The following is a 23,845-nucleotide window of genomic DNA, read 5'->3' on the forward strand; positions in this document are numbered from 1 at the left end:
TGAACCCCCTGATCGAACCGGCGTGGGCCGCCGGCCAACCGCGTTACAATATCGCGGAGCCGGACCGTATCCGTTTTTTTCGGGCGCGTTACGCCGGTTCGTAGGGCCGTAGCGGCAGGACGAGGCCGGCGACGACGAACCAGCTCGTGTCGACCGCGGCGGCGATGGCCTGGTTCAGGCGGCCGGCCTCGTCGCGGAATGCGCGACCGAGCGGGTGATCGGGGACGATGCCCATGCCGACCTCGTTCGTGACGATGACCAGCGCGCGGTCGGTCGCGGCGATGGCGGCGAGCAGGTCTGCGGAGCGCGCCGCGACGCCATGCCCGCCGAGCATGAGGTTCGACAGCCAGAGCGTGAGGCAGTCGACGAGGATCGCGCCGTCCGCGACGCCGGCGATCGCCTCGGGCAGCGCGAGCGGGCATTCGACCGTTCGCCAGCGGTCGCTGCGTTCGGCCTGGTGGCGGTCGATGCGGTCGACCATCTCGTCGTCGTGCGCCTCTGCCGTCGCGAGGTAGGCGAGCGGGCCGGGATGGCGTTCGGCCGCGGTCAGCGCGAGCCGGCTCTTGCCCGAGCGGGCACCGCCCAGGAACAATGTGGTCGTCATCTTGTGTTCGCCTCCGGCCGCTCGTATTGGCGCTTTTGCGACAGGTTTCCAGAGATGGAATGAAAAGGGAACCCGGAAGCGAGCGGCAACGCGCGTCATCCGGGGCTGTCCCCGCAACTGTGACCGGCGAGCCTTGCTCCATCTGCGTGCCACTGGATTTTCGGATCCGGGAAGGCCGGGCAAGGCGACGACCCGGGAGCCAGGAGACCTGCCTGTCGCGGTTGTCCTTCGTGCGGACGGGGTGTTCCGGGCGATCGAGGTTTCACCTCGTGTGACGACGGTGTTGGGGTCGTTCGCGACGGACCGCCGGTGATCGGCGGACCGTTGCGCGTGGCTCCGTAAGTTGTTGCCGGGGGACCTGCCGTGAAGCCTTATTCCTATCTGATCCTGCTGCCGTGCGTTGCGGCTGCACCTGCGTTCGCGTTCGAACAGAGTGCGCAATCGACCGCCGGGCTGACCCAGGCGGCGGAGGCCGGGCGCGACATCGTGGTGACCGCCAACCGCGAGGCGCGGCCGATCGCGACGGTGGGCCAGGCGGTGACCGTGCTGGACAGCGAGACGATCACACAGCGCCAGGCGTCGGTCGTGTCTGATCTGCTGCGCCAGACGCCGGGCGTGGTCGTGACGCGCAACGGCGGGCCGGGGACCACGACGTCGGTCAACATCCGCGGGGCGGACAGCGACCAGACCGTGGCGCTGATCGACGGGATCAAGCTGAACGATCCGTCTTCGCCGGGCGGGGGGTTCAATTTCGGCAACCTGCTGATCGGCAACATCACGCGGATCGAGGTGTTGCGCGGCGCGCAGTCGGTGCTGTGGGGCAGCCAGGCGATCGGCGGCGTGGTGAACCTGATCACGCGCCAGCCGACCGAGACGCTGGCGGTTAACGCGCGGGCCGAGGGCGGCTGGCACGATACGGGGCAGGTGTTCGCCAACATCTCCGGCAAGAGCGGGCCGGTGTCGGCGAGCCTGGGAGGGGGATATTATACGACGGACGGCGTCTCGGCCTATGCGCCGGGGACGGAGCGCGACGGGTTCCGGAACTATGCCGCGAACGGGAGTCTCGGGATCGCGCTGGCGCCGAACGTGTCGGTCGATCTGCGCGGGTTCTACATGAACGGGCGGACCGAGATCGACGGGTTCCCGGCGCCCACGTTCGGGTTCGGCGACACGCGCGAATATGGGAAGAGCGAGCAGTGGCTGGGTTATGCCGGGCTGAACGCCGCGCTGTTCGACGGCAAGTTGCGCAACCGGTTCGGTTATGCGCGGACGCAGACGAACCGGCGTAACTTCGACCCGGACGGGGTGCCGACCGAGACGTTCGCCGCCAAGGGGCGGAACGAGCGGCTGGAATATCAGGGGGTGGCCGACCTGACGTCCGCGGTGTTCGCGACGTTCGGAGCGGAGCGCGAGGTCTCGCGGTTCTCGACGTCGAGCTATGGCGGCCCGGTGGGGCGCGGGCGGGCGCGGATCTTCAGCGTGTACGGGCAGCTGGCGGTGACGACGATCGCCGGGCTGACCGCGACGGGCGGCGTGCGGCACGACGACCACAACGTGTTCGGCGGGGCGACGACCTTTTCGGGGAGCGGGGTCTATTCGCCCAACAACGGCGCGACGGCGTTCCGGGCGAGCTATTCCGAAGGGTTCAAGGCGCCGACGCTGTATCAGTTGCAGAGCGAATATGGGAACACGGCGCTGGATCCGGAGCGGTCGCGCGGGTGGGATGCGGGCGTCACGCAGCGCGCGCTGGACGGCAAGGTCGAGGCGAGCGCAACTTACTTCCGGCGGACGTCGCGCGATCTGATCACCTTCGTGTCGTGCACCGCGCCGTTGACCGGGATCTGCGCCGATCGCGCCGATGGGACGTACGACAATATCGCCAAGACGCGCGCGCAGGGGGTCGAATTCTCGCTGCTGCTGCGGCCGGTCGAGGCGTTTACGGTGAGTGCGAGCTACACCTATCTCGATGCGGTCAACCGGTCGGCGGGGACCAGCAATTTCGGGCGCGACCTGCCGCGGCGGCCGGGCGACAGCGTGACCGTCAATGCGGATTATCGTTGGGCGTTCAGGCTGACGACCGGGGCCACGATCACCGCGATCGGCGACAGTTTCGACAACGCGTCGAACGCGCGCCGGCTGGACGGCTATGTCGTGGCCGACGTGCGCGCGTCGTTCCCGGTGGGGGAGCATGTCGAGGTGTATGGCCGGATCGAGAATGCGTTCAACGCGCGGTACCAGACGATCTATCAATATGGGCAGCCGGGGCGCGGGGCGTTCGGCGGGGTCCGGCTGACCTACTGACGATGGTCGACTCTGGGATCGACGCGGGCGTCCTCGACACCTTCTGCGGCCATGGCGGCCGGGTGGACGCGGCGCGTGCGGCGCTCGGGGGGGCGGACTGGATAGACCTGTCGACCGGAATCGCGCCGTGGAGCTGGCCCTTCGAGGGCGTCGCGCTCGGGTTGGAGCGGTTGCCGGAGCCGGGGGCGATCGCTGGGCTTGAGGCGTGTGCGGCGGCGGCGTTCGGGGCGGACCCGGCGGGTGTCGTGGCGGTACCGGGGACCGACCTGGCGATGCGGTTGCTCGCGCCGTTGCTGGGCGCGCGGCGGGCGGCGGTGCTGGCGCCGGGTTATGCCGGGCACCGCGCGGCGTGGCCGGATGCGGTGGCCGTGGGGGATGTCGGCGAGGTTGCGGATCACGACCTGTTCGTGCTGGCGAGCCCGGCGAACCCGGATGGGCGGGTGGCCGATCCGGCGGTGCTGCGTGGGCTGGCGGCGCGGATGACGGTGGTTGTGGACGAGGCTTATGCCGATCCTGCGCAGGGGTTGTGTGGGGAGGCTTCGGACGAGTTGATCGTGCTCAGGTCGTTCGGGAAATTCTATGGGCTGCCGGGGCTGCGGCTGGGGTTCGTGGTGACGGGGCCGGGGCTGGCCGGCGGCATGCGGACGATGCTGGGCGATTGGCCGGTGTCGTCGCCTGCGGTGGCGATCGGGACGGCGGCTTATGCCGATGCGAGCTGGCGGACGGCGCAGGCGGGGCGGATCGCTGAGGCGGGCGAGCAGCTCGATGCGGTGCTCGACGGCGCGGGGTTGGCGGTCGTGGGGCGGGCGCCGCTGTTCCGGCTGGTGGCGTGTCAGCGCGCGGTCGAGCTGTTCGCTGTGCTCGCCCGCCATGCCATTTTGACGCGGCCGTTCGCGGGGCGGCCGGATCGCTTGCGCATCGGGCTGCCGCGCGGCACCGTCGAACAGACCCGCCTTGCCGCCGCTCTAGCCGAGTTCAGATCATGACCGATACGACCGACGATTTCGCCCGCCACAATGCGCGGATGGTGCGGCTGTCCGAAGCACGCGCCAAGATGCAGGCGCGGCGCACGCTGGAGCGCGGGCTGCTGATCGTCCACACGGGGAACGGCAAGGGCAAGTCGTCGTCCGCGTTCGGGATGGCGATCCGCAGCATCGGCTGGGGCCTGAAGGTCGCGATCCTGCAATATGTGAAGGGCAAGTGGGAGACGGGCGAGCGCAACTTCTTCGAAGCGCACCCCGATCTCGCGACGTTCGAGGTGATGGGCGAAGGCTTCACCTGGGACACGCAGGACCGCGCGCTGGATATCGAGGCGGCGCGCGCGGCGTGGGAACGGTCGAAGGCGATGATCCTCGACCCGGAGATCGATTTCGTCATCCTGGACGAGCTGAACATCGTGCTGCGCGACGATACGTTGCCGATCGCGGAGATCGTGGCGTTCCTGCGCGATCGGCCGCTGACCAAGCATATCTGCATCACCGGACGCGGCGCGAAGCCGGAACTGCTGGAGATCGCCGACCTGGTGACCGATTTCACCGAGGTGAAGCATCCGTACAAGGCCGGGTTCAAGGCGCAGCGGGGGGTCGAATATTGATCGGTCGCCGGGTCTGCGGGCTGGGGCTGGGGCTGGCGGTCGCTTCGTTGTCGCTGGTGTCGGCGGCGCCGGCACGGGTGGCTCGCGGGCCCAAAATCGTGTCGATCAATCCGTGCGTTGACGCGGTGCTGATGCAGGTCGCGGATCGCGGACAGATCGCCGGGATCAGCCACTATTCGCAGGACCCGCGCGCGACGTCGATCCCGCTGGCGCAGGCCAACGCGTTCCGCGCGACGTCCGGCACGGCGGAGGAAGTGGTCGCGCTGGCCCCCGACATGGTCATCACCGGGCCGCATGTCGCGCCCGCGACGATCGCCGCGCTAAAACGGATGCGGATCGCGCTGGTGCAGTTTCCGGTGCCGGATTCGGTGGCCGAAAGCGTGGCGCAGGTGCGCGAGATCGGGCGGATCACGGGGCATCCGGACCGCGGCGCGGTGCTGGCGGCGCGGATTGCGGCGGCGGCGCGGCAGGCGGGCGGCGCGCGGGTGCCGGCGCTGATCTGGCAATCGGGCGGGCTGGTACCGGGGGCGGGCACGCTGTCGGACGAACTGCTCGGCCGCGCCGGGTTCCGCAACATGAGCGCGGTCTACGGGCTGAAGAAATGGGACGTGCTGCCGCTGGAATATCTGGTCGCCGCACCGCCACGCGTGCTGCTGTCGGTCGGCGCGGCGGAGGTAGGTGAGGACCGGCTGGTAGGGCATCCGGCGATCAGGCGGCTGGCGCAGCGGATCCGGGTCGCCCCCTATCCGACCCGCCTGATGAACTGCGGCGGGCCGACGATCATCGCGGCGATGGCGCGGTTGCGGCAGGTGCGGCGGGAGATGGGCGCGTGACGCGGCTGAACTTCGCGCTGCTGGTCGGGGTGCTGCTCGCGGTGTGCCTGTCGGTCGCGTCGGGGAAAGTGTGGGTGCCGCTGGACGCCTGGACCGCCGCCGATCCGCGGTCGATCATCATCGTCGAACTGCGTTTGCCGCGGACCGTGATGGCGTTGCTGGTCGGGGCCGCGCTGGGCCTGTCGGGGGCGGTGATGCAGGGGTATCTGCGCAATCCGCTGGCCGATCCGGGGCTGTTCGGCGTGTCGTCGGGTGCGGCGCTGGGCGCGGTGGTGTCGCTGTATTTCGGTTATGCCGCGCAGATCTGGCTGTTGCCGACCTTCGCGCTGGTCGGGGCGGCGGGCACGATGGCGCTGCTCGCGCTGATCGCCGGGCGGTCGGGCAGCCTGATCCTGTTCACGCTGGCGGGGATGATCCTGACGAGTATCGCCGGATCGCTGACCGCGCTGGCGATCAGCCTTGCGCCGACGCCGTTCGTGTCGTCGCAGATCGTGACGTGGCTGCTCGGGGCGCTGACCGATCGCAGCTGGGACGATGTGAAGGTGGCGTTGCCGATCATCGTGATCGGGGCCGGGTTGCTGGCGACGACGGCGCGGTCGCTCGACGCGCTGACGCTGGGGGAGCAGGCGGCGCGGTCGATGGGGGTCGATCCGGGGCGGCTGCAATGGGTGGTGATCGCCGGCATCGCGCTGACCGTCGGGGCGGCGGTGGCGTCGGCGGGCGTGATCGGGTTCGTCGGGCTGATCGTGCCGCATATGGTTCGGCCGTTCGCGGGCAACCGGCCGTCGGCGGTGCTGCTGCCGTCGGCGCTGGGGGGCGCGCTGCTGCTAACGCTGGCGGACAGCCTGGTGCGGCTGGCGCCGACGGTCAGCGAGCTGCGGCTGGGGATCGCGATGTCGATGCTGGGCGGGCCGTTCTTCCTCTATCTGCTGATCCGCATGCGGCGGCGGCTGGCATGAGCGTGCTGGCGGCCGACCGGATCGGGCTGACGCTGGGCGGCAATCGCGTGCTGGACGATGTCAGCGTCGCGTTCCGGCAGGGCCGCGTGACGGCGTTGCTGGGGCCGAACGGCGCGGGGAAGAGCACGCTGCTGAGCTGTCTGGCCGCGTTGCGCGTGCCGGACCAGGGCGCGGCTTCACTCGACGGGGTGGATGTACAGGCGATCGAGCGGCGCGCGCGGGCGCGGGCGATCGGGTTGTTGCCGCAGGCGGCGGACGTGCATTGGGATATCGACGTCGCGACGCTGGTGGCGCTCGGCCGGTTGCCGCATCGCGGGCGGTGGGGGGCGACCGCGGCGGACGATGCGGCGGTGGCGCGCGCGCTGGCGGCGACCGACATGACCGCGCTGGCCGGGCGAGGCGTCGAACGGTTGTCGGGTGGCGAGCGCGGGCGGGCCTTGCTGGCGCGCGTGCTGGCGGGCGAGCCGGACTGGCTGCTGGCGGACGAGCCGTTGGCGAGCCTGGACCCTGCGCACCAGATCGACGTGCTCGACCGGTTGCGGAGCGTGGCGGCAGCGGGTGGTGGGGTTGTGCTGGTGCTGCACGATCTGCACCTGGCGGCGCGGATCGCGGACGATGCGGTGCTGATGCGCGGCGGGCGGGTCGTGGCGGCCGGGCCGGCGGACGACGTGCTGACCGCGCCGCTCATCGCCGAGACCTACGGCGTCGCGGTGGAGATCGGGGTGACGCCGGCGGGGCAGCGGTTCATTCTGCCGATCGGGCGGTGAACCATGCGGCGCTGCTGCTGGCCGTGCTGATCGTCGAGGCGGCGGTGGGGTATCCGCGGGGCTGGCCGCATCCGGTGATGGCGGTCGGTGCGCTGATTGCGGCGGTTGAACGGCGCTGGAACCGCGGGAGTGCAATGCGGCAGCGGGCGGGTGGCGTGGCGCTTTTGCTGTTGCTGATCGGCGTGGCGGTGGCGGTCGGGTTGGCGATCGAGCGGCTGGGGGTCGGCTGGGGCTGGGTGATCGTGGTGGCTGCGGGGACGACCGGGCTGGCGCAGCGGAGTTTGCACGATCATGTCCGTGCGGTGCTGGTGCCGTTGGCGGCGGGCGATCTGCCCGCGGCGCGTGGGGCGGTGGCGATGATCGTCGGGCGCGATACCGATGCGCTGGACGAACAGGGCATCGCGACGGCGGCGATCGAGAGTCTGGCGGAGAGTTTCTGCGACGGGGTGGTCGCGCCGGCGTTCTGGTTGCTGCTCGGCGGGTTGCCCGGGCTGTTCGCGGCGAAGGCGATCAATACGGCGGACTCGATGGTGGGGCATCGGACGCCGCAGTTCGTCTGGTTCGGCTGGGCTTCGGCGCGGGCGGACGATGTGGTGAACTGGGTGCCGGGGCGGATCGCGGGGGCGCTGATCTGTCTCGCCGGGCGGGGCGGGTGGCGGACGATGTTGCGCGATGCTGCGCGGCATTCGTCGCCCAACGGGGGCTGGCCGGAGGCGGCGATGGCGGGAGCGATCGGGCGGCGGCTGGGCGGGGCGGTGCGCTATGACGGCGTGCCGGCGGCGCGCGCCGTGCTGGGCGAGGGTATGTTGCCGCGGGCGGCGGATCTGGCGCGGGCTTTGAGTGTGTACCGGGGTGCGTGCCTGTTGATGTGGATCGTGGTGGGAGCCTGCGCATGGGCGCTGTGATGTTGCAGGGGACGGGGTCGGACGTCGGCAAGTCGGTGCTGGTCGCCGGGCTGTGCCGCGCGCTGGCCAATCGCGGGCTGTCCGTGCGGCCGTTCAAGCCGCAGAACATGTCGAACAATGCCGCAGTGACCGCGGACGGCGGCGAGATCGGCCGGGCGCAGGCGTTGCAGGCGATAGCCGCGCGCGTGGCGCCGAGCGTCGACATGAACCCGGTCCTGCTGAAGCCGCAGAGCGACCGGACGTCGCAGCTGGTGGTGGCGGGCAAACCGCGCGGCACGATGGCGGCGGGGGAATTCTGGCGGCGGAAACCCGACCTGCTGGGCGAGGTGCTGGGCGCGTATCACCGGTTGGCGGCGGAGGCCGATATCGTCGTGGTCGAAGGGGCGGGATCGCCGGCGGAGATCAATCTGCGGGCGAGCGACATCGCCAATATGGGTTTTGCGCGCGCGGCGGGCGTGCCGGTGGTGCTGGTCGGCGATATCGATCGCGGCGGGGTGATCGCGGCGTTGGTCGGCACGCAGGCGGTGATCGATCCGGCCGATGCGGCGATGATCCGCGGGTTCATCGTGAACAAGTTCCGCGGCGACCCCACGCTGTTCGACGACGGGGTGCGGGCGATCGTCGAGCGGACCGGCTGGGCGAGCATCGGAGTGGTGCCCTGGCTGGCCGATGCGGCGCGGTTGCCGGCGGAGGATGCGGTGGCGCTGGGGCGCGGCGACGGGGTGGGCGAAGGGCCGCTGATCGCGGTGCCGATGCTGTCGCGGATCGCGAATTTCGACGATTTCGATGCGCTGGCGCATGAGCCGGGCGTGCGGCTGGCGATGATTCCGCCGGGGCGGCCGATCCCGGGCGATGCGGCGCTGGTGGTGTTGCCGGGGACGAAAGCGACGGTCGCCGACCTGGGTTTCCTGCGCGCGCAGGGCTGGGACGTCGACATTGCCGCGCATGTCCGGCGCGGCGGGCGGGTGCTGGGGATTTGTGGCGGGTACCAGATGCTGGGGCGGACGGTGGCCGATCCGGACGGGATCGAGGGGGTTGCCGCGACGGTGCCGGGGCTGGGGCTGTTGCCGATCGAGACGGCGATCGGGGCGGACAAGCTAGTGCGGCCGGTGACGGGGAGCCTGGTCGGGTCCGGCGCGGGGTTTGCTGGCTACGAGATTCATGCCGGGATCACTTCGGTCGATGCGGGGTCGCCGGCGCTGCTGCGGTTCGCGGACGGGCGGGCGGACGGGACGAGCGCGCGCGACGGGCAGGTTGCGGGCTGTTATGTCCACGGCTTGTTCGATCAGGCGGAGGCGCGCGCGGCGTTGCTGGCGGAGCTGGGCGCGGCGTCGGACGGGCTGGAGCGGCGCGAGGCGATCGATGCGGCGCTCGACGGGATCGCGGCGGTGCTGGAGCGGGTGCTCGACGTGGATGCGATCGTGAGAATAGCGAAGGACGCGCGATGATCGACGATGCGGATGTGTGGGCGCACATCGATGCGCTGGCCAAGCCGAAGCGCAGCCTGGGGCGGCTGGAGGACATCGCGGTGCGGCTGGCCCGGACGCAGGGGCGGATCGATCCGCGGACGCGGCCGCGGCGGATCGTGCTGTTCGCCGGCGACCACGGCTGTGTCGCGGCGGGGGTTTCGGCATGGCCGTCGGCGGTGACGGGGATGATGGTCGGCACGATTTTGGCGGGGCGGGCGACGAGCAACGCGCTGGCGGCGGCGCATGGGTGCGATCTTCGATTGGTCGATGTCGGAGTGATGGGCGCGCGGCCGGACGATCCGCCGGGCTTCTACCGCGATGCGCGGATTGCGGAGGGGACGGCGAACCTGGCGGACGGGCCGGCGATGGATGCGGCGCAGTTCGCGGCGGCTTGGGGCCTCGGGGCGGACGAGGCGGATCGTGCGGTGGACGACGGTGCGGCGCTGCTGATCGCAGGGGAGATGGGGATCGGGAACACGACGCCGGCCGCGGCGATCACGATGCTGCTGGCCGGGGCGGGCGTGGCGGATGCGGTGGGGCGCGGGGCGGGGGCCGATGATGCGGTGCTGGCGGTGAAGACGCGGGTCGTGGAGGCTGCGGTGGCGCGGGCTTCGGCGGAGGCCGATCCGGTGGCGGCGATCGCGTCGGTCGCTGGGTATGAGATCGTGGCGATGGCGGGGTTCTTCGCGCGTGGGGCGGAGCGCGGGGCGACGTTGTTGCTCGACGGGTATGTCGCGACGGCGGGGGCGCTGATCGCGGAGCGGCTGGCGCCGGGGACGGTGGACGCGATGATCGCGGGGCATCGGTCGGCGGAGCCGGGACATGGGGCGGCGCTGGCGCAGTTGGGGCTGGAAGCGTTGCTCGATTGGGGGATGCGGCTGGGCGAGGGGAGCGGGGCGCTGGTGGCGTTACCGTTGCTCGATGCGGCCGCGGCGATGATGGGCGATGTCGCGCGGCTGGACGCGATCGGCGCGGAGCGGGCGGATTGATGGACGCGTCAGATCGCGCGCCGGGGTGGGCGCCGCCGCTTATGGCGGTGCAGTTCCTGACGCGGTTGCCGGTGCCGGTGCTGGCGCGGCTGACGGGGGCGCAGGCGGGTGACGGGCTGACCCGCGCGATGGCGTGGCTGCCGCTGGTCGGAACACTGATTGGGGGGGTGACGGCGGGGGTTTATGTGGCGGCGGGGCTGGTGTGGCCGCCGGTGGTGGCGGCGGTGCTGGCGCTGATGGTCGAGGCGTTGCTGACCGGTGCGTTTCACGAGGATGCGGTGGCCGATTTCTGCGACGCCTTCGGGGGGATCGCGCGCGGTGACGATGCGCTGCGGATCATGCGCGACAGCCGGATCGGGAGCTATGGCGCGCTGGGGCTGGGGTTGTCGGTGGCTTTACGGGTCGCGGCGATCGTGGCGTTGCCGGCGGGCATCGCTGTGGCGGCGATCGTGGCGGCGGCGACGGTCGGGCGGCTGTGGGCGGTGCTGCTGGCGTACATCCTGCCGCCGGTGGCGGCGGGGACCGGACTTGCGGCGCGGATCGGGCGGGGGATGCCTTTGCGGCGCTTGGCTGGCGCGCTGTTGCTGACCGTGCCGGGGGTGGTGTTGCTGGTGATGCACGATCCGGCGGCGCTGGTGTTCACTGCGGGCGCGGGTGTGGTGTTCCTGTGGTGGATCGCACGGTTCCTGCGCGGGCGGATCGGCGGGTCGACGGGGGATTGTCTCGGGTTCGCGGCCTATATGGGGCAGCTGGCGGTGCTGCTCGCGGCGGGGATGGCGTGACGGGGACGGTGCTGCTGGTGCGGCATCCGCCGGTGGCGCGGGCCTGGGTGGGGCGGTGTTACGGGCGGTCCGACATGGGGTGGAGCCGGGCGGGGGCCTTGCTGGCGCGTGGGCTGGTCGAAGATTTGAGCGCGCGGCGGCCGGATGTGGTGGTGCATTCCGGGGCCGTGCGGACGCGGCGGTTGGCGGAGCGGGTTGCGGCGCGGGTGGGGTGTCCGGTGCTGAGCGATGCGCGGTGGCTGGAGCGGGATTTCGGATCCTGGGAGGGGCGGCGGTGGGATGCGATCTGGCGTGAGACTGGCGATTTGATGGATCGGATCATGACCGATCCGACCGGGTTTCGGCCTGGGGGTGGGGAGACCGGGCTCGATTTGTCTTTGCGGGCGCTGGCGGCTTGGGATGATTTGCCGTTGGGGGGCGTGGTGTTGGTGGTGGCGCATGGCGGGCCGATCGCGGCGTTGCGGGCGGCTTGGGCGGGGGCTCCGTTGGAGCGAATGATCGAGTTCGTGCCGGGGCTGGGGGAGGTTTTGGAATTGGATCGGTAGCTGTTTGCCGGGGTTGGTTTTGGGGTGCTGTTGGCTTCTCGGCTTCGCTCGAAGGGTCCCTCGACTTCGCTCGGGATGCGCGGGCTTTATAGGTTGAGTTTGCGACGAGCGTTGCGCGGCGTTCTCGACAGGCTCGAACCGAACGGGTTTGGGAGTGGGTAAACCCTGAGTCGTTTGCCCCTTACCCAGCCGCGTTGCGGAGGACGCGGGAGACCTGTTCGACGCTGTAGGGTTTGTGGAGGAGTTCGAAGCCGTGGGTGCCGTCCTCGACGAGGACGTTGCTGTAGCCCGAGGTGAGGACGACGGGGAGCGTCGGGTAGGTTTCGCGGATCGTGCGGGCGAGGTCGATGCCGTTCATGCCGGGCATGACGACGTCGGAGAACACGATGTCGAAGCGGCCCGCGTCGCTGGCGAGTTCGGCGAGCGCCTCCTGTGCGTCGGCGGCCCAGGTGGTGACGTAGCCGAGTTCGGCGAGCGACTGCGTCGTGAAATGGCCGACCTCGTGATTGTCCTCGACCACCAGCACGCGCAGGCCGTGACCTTCGGCGGGGCCCTCCGCGATGTCGGTCGTGGCGGCGGGTTCGGCCCGGTCGACCTGCGGCAGATAGAGCGTGAAGGTGGTGCCGTGGCCGGGGCGGCTTTCGACGCGGATGTCGCCGCCCGATTGCTTGGCGAAGCCGAACACCTGGCTGAGGCCGAGGCCGGTGCCCTGCCCGACGTCCTTGGTGGTGAAGAACGGTTCGAAGATCCGGTCGAGCTTGTCCGGGTCGATGCCCGAACCGGTGTCACTGATCGCGATCGCGACGTAGCGGCCGGTGACGGCAGGATCGGCGCGGAGGGCGGGGATCCCGGTCGCGGGACGCACGGTGATCGCGAGCCGGCCGGCGCCGCCCATCGCGTCGCGCGCGTTGACCGACATGTTGACGAGCGCGGTGTCGAGCTGGCTGGGATCGACGTTGGTGAAGCAGGGCGCGTCCGGCTGATCGATGTCGATCACGATCCGCGATCCGGTGAGCGTGCCGAGCATGTCCGAGATGACGCGCAGGCTCTGCCCGACGTCGATGACCTCCGGCTTCAGCGCCTGGCGGCGGGCGAAGGCGAGCAGTTGTCCGGTCAGCTTGGCGGCGCGATCCGCAGTGTCGGAGATGGCGTCGATATAGCGTTCGCGCCGTTCCGCGCTGAGCCCTGGGCGCTTGAGCAGGTCGGTGGCGGAGCGGATGACGGTGAGCAGGTTGTTGAAATCATGCGCGACGCCGCCGGTCAGCTGGCCGACCGCCTCCATCTTCTGCGACTGGCGGAGCGCGTCTTCGGCGTTCTGAAGCTCGCTGGTCCGCGCCACGACCTGCTGTTCGAGCGAGGCGGCGAGCGCGGAGAGTTCATGTTCGGCGCGGCGGCGCTCGGCCGCGATGCGGGTGCGTTCGGCGACTTCGCGGATGAAGGCGATCTCGTCGTCGCGCCAGCGGCGGTGGCCGGCGTCGTGGAGGAACAGCATCGCGACGAATTCGCCATGTTCGATCAGCGGCATGTTCATCATGGCGCGCGCGCTGATCGCCTCCAGCGCAGGAGCGTGGGCGGCGGTGCGCGGATCGGTGCGTGCGTCGGCGAAGCACACTTCCTCGCCGCATTTCAGGTCGTCGATGTAGCTGCCGTAATCGCGGAAGCGGAGCGTGCCGGCGAGCGAGGCGATGCCGGGCGCGGTCCAGTCGCGCGCGACGTCCATGGTTTCGGCGACGGTGTCGACCTCGCCGTAACCGACCCGGCAGACGCCGAGCGTGCGGCCGATGATGCGTGCGGCGGAGAACAGGATGTCGTCGGGTTCGACCGTGTCGCGGAACACGTCGCCCAGTTCGACCAGCGCCGCGCGCATCGCGTCGCTGCGTGTCTTGTCGGTGATGTCGGTCGACACGCCGGCGATGCGCAGCGCGGTGCCGTCCGCGTTGAAGAAGGGCTGCCCGCGCGATCCGATCCAGCGCATTTCGCCGTCGGGGCGGATGATGCGGTAGGTGACGTCGTAGTCGGTGCCGGCCTCGACGCAGCGCCGCACCTCGTCGATGCTCTTGGCACGGTCGTCCGGGTGGATCGCGGCGAGCCGGTCCTCGTAGGTGAACGGCTTGTCGACCGGGCGGCCGAAGATCTCCTTGCAGGTGGCCGAGACGGTCAGGCGGTTGGTCGCGATCTCCAGGCTCCAGGTGCCGAACCGCGCGGCCTTCAACGTGAAGGCGAGTTCGCGCTCATGCTGGTCCTGCGCCGACAGCCGGTCGGTCAGCTCCGCCATCAGCGAGGCGTTGCTCGATTCCAGCCCCTGCAACCGTTCGCGTTCGATCGTGACGTTCAGCTGGCTGGCGAAGAAATAGGCGAGCACGCCCTCCGTATCGTAGACCGGCGCCAGCAGCAGGCGGTTCCAGAACGGTTCGCCGTCCTTGCGGTGGTTGCGGATGTCGATTTCGATCGGTTCGACGCGCGTCACCGCATCGCGGATCCGCTGGACCGTCGCCGGATCGGTTTCCGGCCCCTGCAGGAAGCGGCAGTTGCGGCCCAGGATCTCGTCCCGTTCGTAGCCGGACAGCCGGCAGAAGGCGTTGTTGACGAACACCACGGGATTGTCGGGCAACCGCGGGTTGGTGACGATCATGGGCATGCGCGTGGCGCGCACGGCGGCGACGAACGGATCGGTGCCGACATCCTCGCCCACCAGTTCGGCCGCGATACGGGCGGCATCGGCCGTCATTTTCGGCACGCCGGTGGCGGCGTGATCGTTCGTGTCGGTCAAGGCCGCCTGCTCGCAAAGAAATAGAGGAAGTTTACCTAGGTTATGATCGCCGCGACCGCAATGGAGCCGAGGTTCGTGGCGGCGAAGCAGATATAGTGCGGATGCATGTAAACGCCGGGTTGCGGGCTGCGCGAGGCTTTGCCAAGCCGTTTGCCGAGTCTATGCAAGCATCGTGCGGCGCATTCGGGGGGAGTCCAATGATCAAGGAAATACCCAAGGCGCATGTCTGGTCGCCCGAGCATCTGCGCCTGGCGGTCAACGCGGCCGGTGTCGCGTTATGGGCGTGGAACGTCGATAGCGACGCGTTCACGATGGACAAGCAGGGCTTCGCCTTGTGGGGCATGGAGTGGCAGCCCGACGTCGGGTTCGAGGAACTGTCCGCCAACATCCACCCCGCCGACCGCGATCGGGTGCGCGCCGCGTTCAACGCCATGCGCGCGACGCTGGGGCGGTACGAGACCGATTTCCGGATCATGGTGGGCAACGAGGTGCGCTGGATCGCGGCGCGCGGCGAGGGCGACGATGTCGGGATCGTCGGGCGGACGATGTTCGGCATCTTCCTGGACGTGACGGGGCGCAAGCAGGCCGAGGAAGGCCATGAACTGCTGGCCGGGGAGATGAGCCACCGGGTCAAGAACCTGCTGACCATCGCCACCGGCCTGACCGCGATCACGTCGCGGTCGGCGACGAACATCGAGGAAATGGCGAGCCAGCTGACCGAGCGGCTGTTCGCGCTGGACCGCGCGCACGACCTGGTCCGGCCGTTGCCGGAGGGGCAGGGCGATGCCGCGTTGCTGGGCGACCTGCTGTCCGTCGTGTTGAAGCCCTATGACGACATGGGCGCGTTTTCGGGGCGGATCCGCGTGTCTGTCGAGCGGATGGGCGTGGGTCAGGCCGCGGCGATGGGGCTGGCGCTGGTGATCCACGAACTGGCGACCAATTCGATGAAATATGGCGCGCTGTCGGCCCCCGAAGGCACGCTGGACGTGACGAGTGCATCGGACGGCGGCGATGTGGTGCTGACCTGGGTAGAGCGCGGCGGGCCGCCGGTGAAGGCGCCGCCGGAGAAAAGCGGGTTCGGGACCCGGTTGGTCGACCGCAGCGTGTCGAGGCAGCTCGGCGGGACGATCGGTTACGAATGGGAAGAAGAGGGCCTGATCGTGACGTTGCGGATGATCCGGTCGCACCTGGCCCTGTAGGCGCGACCGGGCCTCGACGGGGGCTCAGCCGGAGCCGGGCTGCTCCTGCTCGCGCTCGTAAGGGGCGTCCGTACCGATCTTGCCGGTGGTCGCGGCCTGCGCCACGCCGTCGGTTTCGAGGACGGTGAACGACCCGCTCTCGGTCTTCACGTCGCGTGTCTGCCGATCGGGCGCCGGCACGGGGAGCGGGCGATCATGGTCGGCGACTTCGCTGCCGATCGTGCCGGGGACGGTGCCGGGTTCGCTGATATCCTCGGTCGGTTCGCCGGACTGGTCGGTCGACGGGCTGTCGTCGTTGACGTCGGCGGTCTTGGAATGCGGGTTGGGATAGGCGGCCCCGCCGCTTTCACCCATGACCGAGCGGCCGTGCGGCTCGCCGTTGCCGGGGGAGCCGGAGACGCCGTCGGGCTGGCCCTTGGTTTCGGGATTGCCGGGGACGGGGGTGGGGACCGTGTCGCTCATCGTCGTTCCTTCGAATGTGGCAGCAGCCAGAACGGACGATACCGCCCCGCGTCTGGCGCGAAGCGGTATCGTTCGGGTCGGGTCGGGATCAGGGGCGCAGCACGACCTTGATGACGCCGTCCTGCTTGTCGCGGAACTTCTGGTACATTTCCGGCGCGTCTTCGAGGCTGGCCGGGTGGGTCACGACGAAGCTCGGGTCGATGTCGCCCGCCTCGATCCGGGCGAGCAGCGGCCGGGTGTAGGCCTGGACGTGGGTCTGACCGGTCTTGATGGTCAGGCCCTTGTTCATCATCGCGCCGATCGGGATCTTGTCGCCCATGCCGACATAGACGCCGGGGATCGAAACGGTGCCGCCCATCCGGCAGCTCATGATCGCTTCACGCAGCACATGGACGCGGTCGGTCGCGAGGAAGGCCGCGGCCTTCACCTTGTCGATCACCGCATCCACCGAGCCATGGCCCGATGCTTCGGCACCGACCGAGTCGATGCAGCTGTCCGGTCCGCGACCCTTGGTGCGGAACTGCAGCTCGTCATAGACGCTCTCGACCTCGGCGAAGTTGATCGTCTCGGCACCGCCGGCCTCGGCCATGGCGAGCCGTTCCGGCACTTCGTCGATCGCGATCACGCGGCCGGCACCGAGCATTAGCGCGGAGCGGATCGCGAACTGACCAACCGGACCGCAGCCCCAGATCGCGACGGTGTCGCCCTCTTCGATGTTCGCATTCTCGGCGGCCATGTAGCCGGTCGGGAAGATGTCGGACAGGAACAGCGCCTGTTCGTCGGTAACGTTGTCCGGTACCTTGATCGGGCCGAAATCGGCCATCGGCACGCGGAGATATTCGGCCTGGCCGCCGCAATAGCCGCCGAGCATGTGGCTGAACCCGAACAGGCCGGCGGGCGAATGGCCCATCGCCGCGATCGCGAGATCAGAATTCGGATTAGTCCGTTCGCAGGCGGAGAACAGCCCCTTCTTGCAGAAGAAGCATTCGCCGCAGCTGATCGTGAACGGCACGACGACGCGGTCGCCGATCTTCAGGTTGGTGACTTCGGACCCGAGGGCGACGACTTCGCCCATATTCTCATGACCGAGGATGTCACCGGCCTCCATCGTGGGCTGGTAGCCGTCGAGGAGGTGGAGATCGGAGCCGCAGATCGCGCAGGCCGTGACCTTGATGATCGCATCGCGCGGATGCTTGATCTCGGGATCCTTGACAGTATCGACGCGAACGTCACCTTTTCCGTGCCAGACCAGTGCGCGCATCGAAAATCTCCGTCTGTTGATCGTGTCGAACCGGCCCCGCGACGTTGGTCGCGTGCGGGCCGGCGGGTCGCCTGACGGTCGGGGACGGGGCGTTCCGTGAAGGACAGCCACGCTGGCACCGAGCCGATGCGACGATGCCAGGACAACCGCCTGCGTCCGTGGATCGTTCCCGCTGGGCAGTAAAATCCTGGTACTATTCTACTATGTTGATCTACATCAAGGCGTGGGGAGATAATGTTTCGGCGCCGTTCTATTGATGTGGGCAAGATCGCATCGTCATTCCAGACCCGCCAGAACTGCTGGCGATCGGGCAAGAGGTATCACAATGGTCGGCAATATTGTGCGGTTGCTTGATGCAACCCATCGGGCGATCGCGCATTGTGTCCGCGTCATCTTCGGTCTGCGACATATCCATGACACGCGGCCGAGCAGATCGGCGAGCGGCCGCCATTCCATGCGCCGCCGCCCTGCCAAATCCGGGAACCCACCATGAAGATCAAGGCCATCCTCTTCGACATCGACGGCACGCTGGTCGATACCAACGACATGCATGTGCTGGCGTGGGAGGCGGCGTTCGCGGGGATCGGCAAGACGTTCGACCGGCAGGTGGTGCACGACCAGATCGGCAAGGGCACCGACATGCTGGTGCCGACGCTGCTGCCCGAACTGGACGAAGCGGCGCAGGAGGCGCTGGGCGAGGCGCACGGTAAGGTGTTCAAGGCGAAGTATCTCAAGACGGCCAAGCCGTTCGCGAAGGCGCACGAGCTGCTGCGCCATGCGGCCGGGCTGGGGCAGAAGGTCGTGCTGGCGTCTTCGGCATCGGAGGGCGAGCTCGACCATTATCTCGACCTGCTGGGCGCGCGCGACCTGGTGACCGCGACGACCAGCAGCGACGATGTGGAGAAGACCAAGCCGGCGCCGGACATCTTCGCGACGGCGCTGGGCAAGCTGGACGGGATCGATGCGGACGCGGTGATCGTGGTGGGCGATACGCCCTACGACGTCGAGGCGGCGGGCAAGTGCGGGATCGTGGCGGTCGCGGTGCGATCGGGCGGGTTCCCGGACGACGTGTTGGTCAAAGCCGGGGCGATCGCGATCTATGACGACGTCGCCGCGTTGCTGGTGGACTATGCCGGGTCGCCGCTGGGACGCTAAGGGTCGCGCGACCCCTTGGTGGAGCGCGGGCGATGATGGTGGACGAGATTGCGGGACGGCGTGTGCTGTTCGCGATGGCGGTGGAACAGGAATATGGGCAGGAACTGCGCCGGCGGATCGCTCCGCTGCTGACCGGTGTGGGGCCGGTCGAGGCGGCGCTGTCGACCGCGGCGGCGTTGCAGCGGCTGGAGAGCGAGGGGCGGCGGCCGGACCTGGTGGTGTCGCTGGGCTCTGCGGGATCGCGGCGCTGTCCACTCGGCACGGTGTGGCAGGTTTCGGGCGTATCGTGGCGCGACATGGATGCGACGCGGCTGGGCTTCGCACGCGGGGTGACGCCGTTTGCGGATCATCCCGCGGTGATCCCGCTGACGACCCCGTTGCCGGGGGTGCCGACCGCGACGCTGTCGAGCGGGGCGGACATCGTGTGGGGCAAGGGCTTCGACGCGGTGGACGCCGACATGGTCGATATGGAGACGTTCGCGGTGGTGCGGGCCTGCGCGCGGTTCGGGGTGCCGGTGATCGGGTTGCGCGGCGTGTCGGACGGGCCGGGGGAGCTGGACGGACTGTCCGGGTGGACGGCGTTGCTGGGGCATCTGGACCGCGAACTGGCGGTCGCGGTGGATGGGTTGGCTGGGGTTGTGGACTGCCTATGAGCGTGCCCCGGCGGAGGCCGGGGTCTAGGTGAAGCGGTTGCGTCTGGGCCCCGGCCTGCGCCGGGGAACGGTTCGTTTGGTTAGGCGGCGTTGATGCTGAGCGCGACGGCCTCGGCGGTCTTGATGCCGTCGATGGCGGCGGAGAGGATGCCGCCGGCGTAGCCTGCGCCCTCGCCGGCGGGGAACAGGTTGCGGGTGTTGAGGCTGTGATGATCCTGGCCGCGGGTGATGCGGACGGGGGAGGAGGTGCGCGTCTCGACGCCGGTGAGCATCGCGTCGGGATGGTCGTAGCCGGGGATCTGGCGGCCGAAGACGGGTAGTGCCTCGCGCATCGCGGCGACCGCATAGTCGGGCAGGCACTCGGCCAAGTCGGTCGGGTGGACGCCGGGGCGGTAGGACGGTTCGACGCTGCCGAAGCCGGTCGACGGGCGGGCGGCGAGGAAGTCGCCGAGCGTCTGGCCGGGGGCGGCATAGCTCGACCCGCCGGCGACGAAGGCGGCGCGTTCCCAGTGGCGTTGCAGCGCGATGCCGGCGAGCGGCGATCCGGGGAAGTCGCGCGCCGGGTCGATCCCCACCACGATGCCGGAATTGGCGTTGCGTTCGGCGCGCGAATATTGGCTCATGCCGTTGGTCGCGACATGGCCGGGTTCGGACGTGGCGGCGACGACGGTGCCGCCGGGACACATGCAGAAGCTGTAGACCGTGCGATCGTTTTTGCAGTGGTGCGACAGGCTGTAGGCGGCGGCGCCGAGGTCCGGGTGGCCGGCGCAGGCGCCGAAGCGCGCGCGGTCGATCCAGCCCTGCGGATGTTCGATCCGGACGCCGATCGAGAAGGGCTTCGCCTCGACATGCACGCCGCGATCGTGGAGCATGTGGAACGTGTCGCGCGCGCTGTGCCCGACCGCGAGCACGACGTGGGAGGCGGCGAGGTAGCCGCCGTCGGCCAGGTGCAGCCCGCGGATCGTGCGGGTGCCGTCGGTGGCCTCATCGATGTCGAGATCGTCGACGCGCGTGCCGAAGCGATATTCGCCGCCGAGCGATTCGATCGTGGCGCGCATGTGCTCGACCATCGTGACCAGCCGGAACGTGCCGATATGGGGGTGTGCCTCGGTCAGGATTTCCGGCGGGGCGCCCGCGGTGACGAATTCGGTCAGGACCTTGCGGCCGAGAAAGCGCGGATCCTTGATCTGGCTCCAGAGCTTGCCGTCGGAAAAGGTGCCGGCGCCGCCTTCGCCGAACTGGACGTTCGATTCGGGTTCGAGCACGCCGCGACGCCAGAGGCCCCAGGTATCCTTAGTCCGTTCGCGGACGACCTTTCCGCGGTCGAGGATAATGGGGCGGTATCCCATCTGTGCGAGGATGAGCCCGGCGAACAACCCGCAGGGGCCGGCGCCGATCACGACGGGGCGCGGCGTCGTGTTGCCGGGGGGGGCGTGCGCGACGAAGCGGTAGCCGGTGTCGGGCGTGCGGCGGACATGCGGATCGCCGGGGAAGCGCGCGAGGATCGCGTCCTCGTCCGCCACGGTGATGTCGACCGAGTAGACGAGCAGGATCGCGGTGCGGCGACGCGCATCGTTGGCGCGGCGCGCGATCGCAACGTCGAGGGGCACGTCGTCGGCCAGGCCGAGCCGCGCGCGGACGGCGGCGGTCAGGGCCTCGGGCGGATGGTCGAGCGGAAGCTTGATGTCGGAGAGGCGGAGCATGGCGGTGCCTTAGCGCCCCGGGGGCCGCGGGTAAAACGGAGGCTGTTGATTGCGCGGGGACTTTCGGGCGTGCCGGCCGTTCGGGTCGTAACAAGGGAGCAGACCATGGCCGAAGTCGACGAACCGCAGACCCCCGACAACAAGACGCCGCGCGCGGTGCGCCCGTGGATCATCGCGTTCGGGTTGATCGCGCTGCTGGCGGCGGGGACGATCCTGTACGTGTTCACGACGCGCTTTGGCCAGACCGCGACGCCCGGCGCGACGCCCGTGGGCGGGAGCCGGCCGAGCTCCTGAAGACGTCGGTTGAGAGACCGCCACTATGGTCGTCGCCCCGGCGCAGGCCGGGGTCTCGTTTTGGCTTGGGGGTCGGTTCGACCTGAGGGAGATCCCGGCTTTCGCCGGGATGACGGTTGGGCGTGCGGTCTGCTGAGGTTTAGGTGACGCCCTAAACCGCCGCAGCCTGCCAGAAGCCCGTCTTGCGTTCGTGCGTGCGGTGGAGTGCCGCGACGTAGGTGGCGTGGTCGGGCAGTGCGCCATAATCGTCGATGCGGGCGTCGGCGGCGGCGCATTCGCGGAGGTGGCGGCCGGCGTGGGCGTAGCGTGTGGCGCGGGCGGTGCGGAGCGTGAAGTCGATCATCGTGCGGCGGAGCAGGGTCGCGGCGAGCGGGTGTGCGGCGTCGAGCAGGTCGGCGGCGTCGGCCAGCACCTCGTAACGATCGCCGTCGAGGCTCTTCGGGCGTGCCATCACCATGCGCGCGGCGCGGTCATAGGCCGGCCAGGCGACCAGGAAGGCGAGCGCGGCGTGGGCGTCGGGGTAATTCTCGACCAAGGTCAGCGCGCGCTGTTCAGCCTCGAAATCGTCGAAATCGGGCAGGCGGCGGAGATGGTCGCGCAGGTGGCCGGCGTGGAGTGCCGCGGCGAACCGGTCCCAGCGGAACGCCTGCGCGTCGTCGTGGCGGCCGAGCGCCTCGAGGATGGCGAGCCGGACGCTGTCATATTCGGGCGGGACATAGGCGATCCGGCTGGTGTCGGCGGCGTCGATCGCGGCCATCGCCGCCTCCGCACGGCCGGCCTTGAGCAGGCGGCCGGCGATCGCGGTGGCGACCATCGGCTGCGCGCGGGTGCGGTCGGGTTGCTGCGCGATATAGGCGTCGACGTCGCCGGTGGCGTCGGCGATCCGCTCGCCCACGATGCGCGCAACCGCGGCGCGGCGGGTTGCGACGCGCGCGACGCTGCCGCCCGCCATGTCGGGGTCGTCGGGGTGCGGCGTGGCGACGGCCCAGGCGGCGACGCGGGTGTTCAGGCGGGCGAGGCCATCGGGACCGAGTGGGTCGGCGAGGGCGGCGACCAGCACGTCATACTGGCCGCGATTGGGGCCGGTGAGCGCGTCGAACGCGCGGTCGGCGAGGGTTGCGGGCGCGACGTCGGCGGCTTGGGCGAGGCGCGCGATGTCGGCGGTGGCGGCGCGGAACAGATCGATCAGCTTGCCGGCGCTGTCGTCGGTGCGTTCGAACACGCGATCGGCGAGTTTGAGGAAATCCCAGAGGAGGTCGTGCGCGGCGACGGGGTCGGCGGTGGCGAGCGGGCCGGTGATCGCGGCATGTTGCGTCGCGAGGTCGGCGATCAGCGCGCGGAGCTGCCGCCAGTCGAGGTTGGACCGCGCGCGGGCGATGGTGGCGAGCCGCTTGCGGACCTGCGTCGCGATCTCACCCGGGCCGGTGGCGTCGGCGAGTGCCAGGCGCAGGCGGCGCTTGATCGCGCCGTGGCCGGTCGAGACCTCGATCAGCAGCTCCGCCAGCGCGGGCGCGCCGAGCCGTTCGAGGTTGCGTGCGTTGAGGGTGGAGGAGGCGGCCATGCTGGGTTCTCAAGTGGCGTGGATCGGGGGCGGGTGCAACCTGGGGGTGTTTGGTGCTGGATCCCGGAGAGTTTACGTCTGGCCTCTTCGCATCTTACCGTTTGGATAGACGGGGTGTCCGGCCAAAGCCCCCCACCCAACCCTCCCCCCGGTGGGGGGAGGGCTATGCGGTCGTCGATGTGGAACGGGACTTCCTCCACCCATCGGGGGGAGGGTTGGGGTGGGGGGCTTGGCTGGGGGTGAGTTTGACTGCGGTGCGTCGGTCCGTACGAGTAGCAACGCAGCTCGTGGCATCGCCCCTGCCGGTTCATCGGACGGTCAGCATATCGGAGGCACCGAATGACCATGCGCGCGTGGCCGATCCTGTCGTTGCTGGTGTTGGCCGGCTGTATCCCCGCGGGGCGCGGGCCGGAGCGGCGGGCGCCCTCGCGGCGGCCGGCGGTGGCTCAGGCGGCACCCGCGCCGGCGTTGTCCGACGCGGCGTTGCGGCAATGCCAGGCGGATCTGCGCCGTGCCGGGGTGTCGTTCCAGGCGTTGCCGGACCGCAGTTTCGGGGGTGGGTGCGATGCGACCGCGTCGGTCAAGCTGGTCGCGATCGGGACGCCGATCACCAATCTGGGCGCGATGCGCTGTCCGCTGGCGCTGGCGTTCAGCCGCTGGGTTTCGCAGGTCGCGCAGGTCGAGGCGGAGCGGACGTTCGGCCAGCCGTTGCGTCGGATCGAGAGTTTCGGGACCTATGCGTGTCGTCCGGTGAACGGGCAGGCGGGGCGGCGGTTGTCCGAGCATGCGCATGCCAATGCGGTCGATATCAGCGCGTTCGTGCTGGCCGACGGGACGCGCTTTACCGTGAAGGACGGCTGGGGCGGCGAGGACGAGCGGGTGCGTGCCTATCTGCGCGCCGTGCATGATGCGGGGTGCCGGCGGTTCGGCGTCGTGCTGGGCCCGGACGCGAATGCGTATCACCGCGACCATTTCCATTTCGATATGGCGAGCGGGGGCTATTGCCGCTAAGAAGCCCCGCTTTCCCCCGCGGGTGGCC

22 protein-coding genes and 1 riboswitch are annotated in these 23,845 nt (G+C 69.8%); of the genes, 16 read left to right on the top strand and 6 right to left on the bottom strand.

The annotated features are described in order from the left end of the window. Positions 1-88: 88 nt before the first annotated feature. Entirely contained in the window at positions 89-604 is a 516-nt protein-coding gene (cobU, locus tag ACFSGX_RS03060) for a bifunctional adenosylcobinamide kinase/adenosylcobinamide-phosphate guanylyltransferase (protein WP_380927381.1), read from the bottom strand. Between the two features lie 25 nt (positions 605-629). Further along, positions 630-834: riboswitch (cobalamin riboswitch) on the top strand. 133 nt (positions 835-967) lie between these two features. Here cobU and ACFSGX_RS03065 point away from each other — a divergent pair. Genes ACFSGX_RS03065 through ACFSGX_RS03115 form a run of 11 tightly spaced genes read left to right on the top strand, consistent with a single transcriptional unit; the run spans position 968 to position 11,748 of the window. Continuing rightward, entirely contained in the window at positions 968-2,905 is a 1,938-nt protein-coding gene (locus ACFSGX_RS03065) for a TonB-dependent receptor plug domain-containing protein (protein WP_380927383.1), read from the top strand. Positions 2,906-2,907: 2 nt separating this feature from the next. After that, entirely contained in the window at positions 2,908-3,891 is a 984-nt protein-coding gene (locus tag ACFSGX_RS03070; RefSeq protein ID WP_380927385.1) for an aminotransferase class I/II-fold pyridoxal phosphate-dependent enzyme, read from the top strand. Then, positions 3,888-4,499 carry a cob(I)yrinic acid a,c-diamide adenosyltransferase gene (gene cobO / locus ACFSGX_RS03075; protein WP_380927386.1) on the top strand — a complete coding sequence of 204 codons (612 nt, stop codon included), beginning with the start codon at positions 3,888-3,890 and terminating at the stop codon, positions 4,497-4,499. Before ACFSGX_RS03070 ends, cobO begins: the two co-directional genes overlap by 4 nt. Further along, a complete protein-coding gene (locus tag ACFSGX_RS03080) occupies positions 4,496-5,332 on the top strand; it encodes an ABC transporter substrate-binding protein (RefSeq protein ID WP_380927388.1) in 837 nt (278 codons plus the stop codon). The genes cobO and ACFSGX_RS03080 overlap by 4 nt, the downstream gene beginning before the upstream one ends. Next, on the top strand, positions 5,329-6,291 hold the full coding sequence (locus ACFSGX_RS03085; protein ID WP_380927390.1) for a FecCD family ABC transporter permease: 963 nt from the start codon (positions 5,329-5,331) through the stop codon (positions 6,289-6,291). The genes ACFSGX_RS03080 and ACFSGX_RS03085 overlap by 4 nt, the downstream gene beginning before the upstream one ends. Then, positions 6,288-7,058 carry an ABC transporter ATP-binding protein gene (locus tag ACFSGX_RS03090; protein ID WP_380927392.1) on the top strand — a complete coding sequence of 257 codons (771 nt, stop codon included), beginning with the start codon at positions 6,288-6,290 and terminating at the stop codon, positions 7,056-7,058. The genes ACFSGX_RS03085 and ACFSGX_RS03090 overlap by 4 nt, the downstream gene beginning before the upstream one ends. Beyond that, the gene (gene cbiB / locus ACFSGX_RS03095; protein WP_380927394.1) at positions 7,055-7,963 is read left to right on the top strand and encodes an adenosylcobinamide-phosphate synthase CbiB; all 909 of its coding nucleotides are present in this window, start codon (positions 7,055-7,057) and stop codon (positions 7,961-7,963) included. Before ACFSGX_RS03090 ends, cbiB begins: the two co-directional genes overlap by 4 nt. Next, the gene (locus ACFSGX_RS03100; protein WP_380927395.1) at positions 7,951-9,411 is read left to right on the top strand and encodes a cobyric acid synthase; all 1,461 of its coding nucleotides are present in this window, start codon (positions 7,951-7,953) and stop codon (positions 9,409-9,411) included. The genes cbiB and ACFSGX_RS03100 overlap by 13 nt, the downstream gene beginning before the upstream one ends. Continuing rightward, entirely contained in the window at positions 9,408-10,421 is a 1,014-nt protein-coding gene (cobT, locus tag ACFSGX_RS03105; RefSeq protein WP_380927397.1) for a nicotinate-nucleotide--dimethylbenzimidazole phosphoribosyltransferase, read from the top strand. The genes ACFSGX_RS03100 and cobT overlap by 4 nt, the downstream gene beginning before the upstream one ends. Then, complete coding sequence (locus tag ACFSGX_RS03110) at positions 10,421-11,203, top strand: adenosylcobinamide-GDP ribazoletransferase (protein WP_380927399.1); 783 nt, start codon at positions 10,421-10,423, stop codon at positions 11,201-11,203. Before cobT ends, ACFSGX_RS03110 begins: the two co-directional genes overlap by 1 nt. Continuing rightward, on the top strand, positions 11,200-11,748 hold the full coding sequence (locus ACFSGX_RS03115) for a histidine phosphatase family protein (RefSeq protein ID WP_380927400.1): 549 nt from the start codon (positions 11,200-11,202) through the stop codon (positions 11,746-11,748). Before ACFSGX_RS03110 ends, ACFSGX_RS03115 begins: the two co-directional genes overlap by 4 nt. A gap of 181 nt (positions 11,749-11,929) precedes the next feature. Here ACFSGX_RS03115 and ACFSGX_RS03120 read toward each other — a convergent pair whose 3' ends face one another. Next, positions 11,930-14,518 carry a PAS domain-containing protein gene (locus ACFSGX_RS03120; RefSeq protein WP_380927401.1) on the bottom strand — a complete coding sequence of 863 codons (2,589 nt, stop codon included), beginning with the start codon at positions 14,516-14,518 and terminating at the stop codon, positions 11,930-11,932. A gap of 197 nt (positions 14,519-14,715) precedes the next feature. Here ACFSGX_RS03120 and ACFSGX_RS03125 point away from each other — a divergent pair, with 197 nt between their 5' ends. Then, entirely contained in the window at positions 14,716-15,717 is a 1,002-nt protein-coding gene (locus ACFSGX_RS03125; protein WP_380927403.1) for a sensor histidine kinase, read from the top strand. A 24-nt stretch (positions 15,718-15,741) separates the two neighbouring features. Here ACFSGX_RS03125 and ACFSGX_RS03130 read toward each other — a convergent pair whose 3' ends face one another. Both ACFSGX_RS03130 and ACFSGX_RS03135 read right to left on the bottom strand, forming a co-directional pair. Next, a complete protein-coding gene (locus ACFSGX_RS03130; RefSeq protein ID WP_380927405.1) occupies positions 15,742-16,179 on the bottom strand; it encodes a hypothetical protein in 438 nt (145 codons plus the stop codon). A gap of 88 nt (positions 16,180-16,267) precedes the next feature. Further along, the gene (locus ACFSGX_RS03135; protein WP_157174970.1) at positions 16,268-17,440 is read right to left on the bottom strand and encodes a zinc-dependent alcohol dehydrogenase; all 1,173 of its coding nucleotides are present in this window, start codon (positions 17,438-17,440) and stop codon (positions 16,268-16,270) included. Between the two features lie 489 nt (positions 17,441-17,929). Between ACFSGX_RS03135 and ACFSGX_RS03140 the strand changes: the two genes are divergently transcribed. Together ACFSGX_RS03140 and ACFSGX_RS03145 are read left to right on the top strand one after the other, a co-directional pair. Then, on the top strand, positions 17,930-18,595 hold the full coding sequence (locus tag ACFSGX_RS03140) for an HAD family hydrolase (protein ID WP_380927407.1): 666 nt from the start codon (positions 17,930-17,932) through the stop codon (positions 18,593-18,595). A gap of 32 nt (positions 18,596-18,627) precedes the next feature. Beyond that, positions 18,628-19,248: a 5'-methylthioadenosine/S-adenosylhomocysteine nucleosidase gene (locus tag ACFSGX_RS03145; RefSeq protein WP_380927408.1), complete on the top strand. Its 621-nt coding sequence runs from the start codon at positions 18,628-18,630 to the stop codon at positions 19,246-19,248. Positions 19,249-19,328: 80 nt separating this feature from the next. Here ACFSGX_RS03145 and ACFSGX_RS03150 read toward each other — a convergent pair whose 3' ends face one another. Next, a complete protein-coding gene (locus ACFSGX_RS03150; RefSeq protein WP_380927410.1) occupies positions 19,329-20,951 on the bottom strand; it encodes an NAD(P)/FAD-dependent oxidoreductase in 1,623 nt (540 codons plus the stop codon). A 105-nt stretch (positions 20,952-21,056) separates the two neighbouring features. Here ACFSGX_RS03150 and ACFSGX_RS03155 point away from each other — a divergent pair, with 105 nt between their 5' ends. Then, complete coding sequence (locus ACFSGX_RS03155) at positions 21,057-21,245, top strand: hypothetical protein (protein WP_380927411.1); 189 nt, start codon at positions 21,057-21,059, stop codon at positions 21,243-21,245. 151 nt (positions 21,246-21,396) lie between these two features. On the opposite strand, the gene ACFSGX_RS03160 is transcribed toward ACFSGX_RS03155, so the two are convergent. Next, the gene (locus ACFSGX_RS03160; protein WP_380927413.1) at positions 21,397-22,806 is read right to left on the bottom strand and encodes a DUF6880 family protein; all 1,410 of its coding nucleotides are present in this window, start codon (positions 22,804-22,806) and stop codon (positions 21,397-21,399) included. Between the two features lie 339 nt (positions 22,807-23,145). Here ACFSGX_RS03160 and ACFSGX_RS03165 point away from each other — a divergent pair, with 339 nt between their 5' ends. Then, positions 23,146-23,817, top strand: a complete 672-nt coding sequence (locus ACFSGX_RS03165; RefSeq protein WP_380927414.1) for an extensin family protein — start codon at positions 23,146-23,148, stop codon at positions 23,815-23,817. Positions 23,818-23,845: the final 28 nt, after the last annotated feature.

It is taken from the genome of Sphingomonas arantia, from assembly GCF_042682045.1.
GTDB lineage: Bacteria > Pseudomonadota > Alphaproteobacteria > Sphingomonadales > Sphingomonadaceae > Sphingomonas_R > Sphingomonas_R arantia.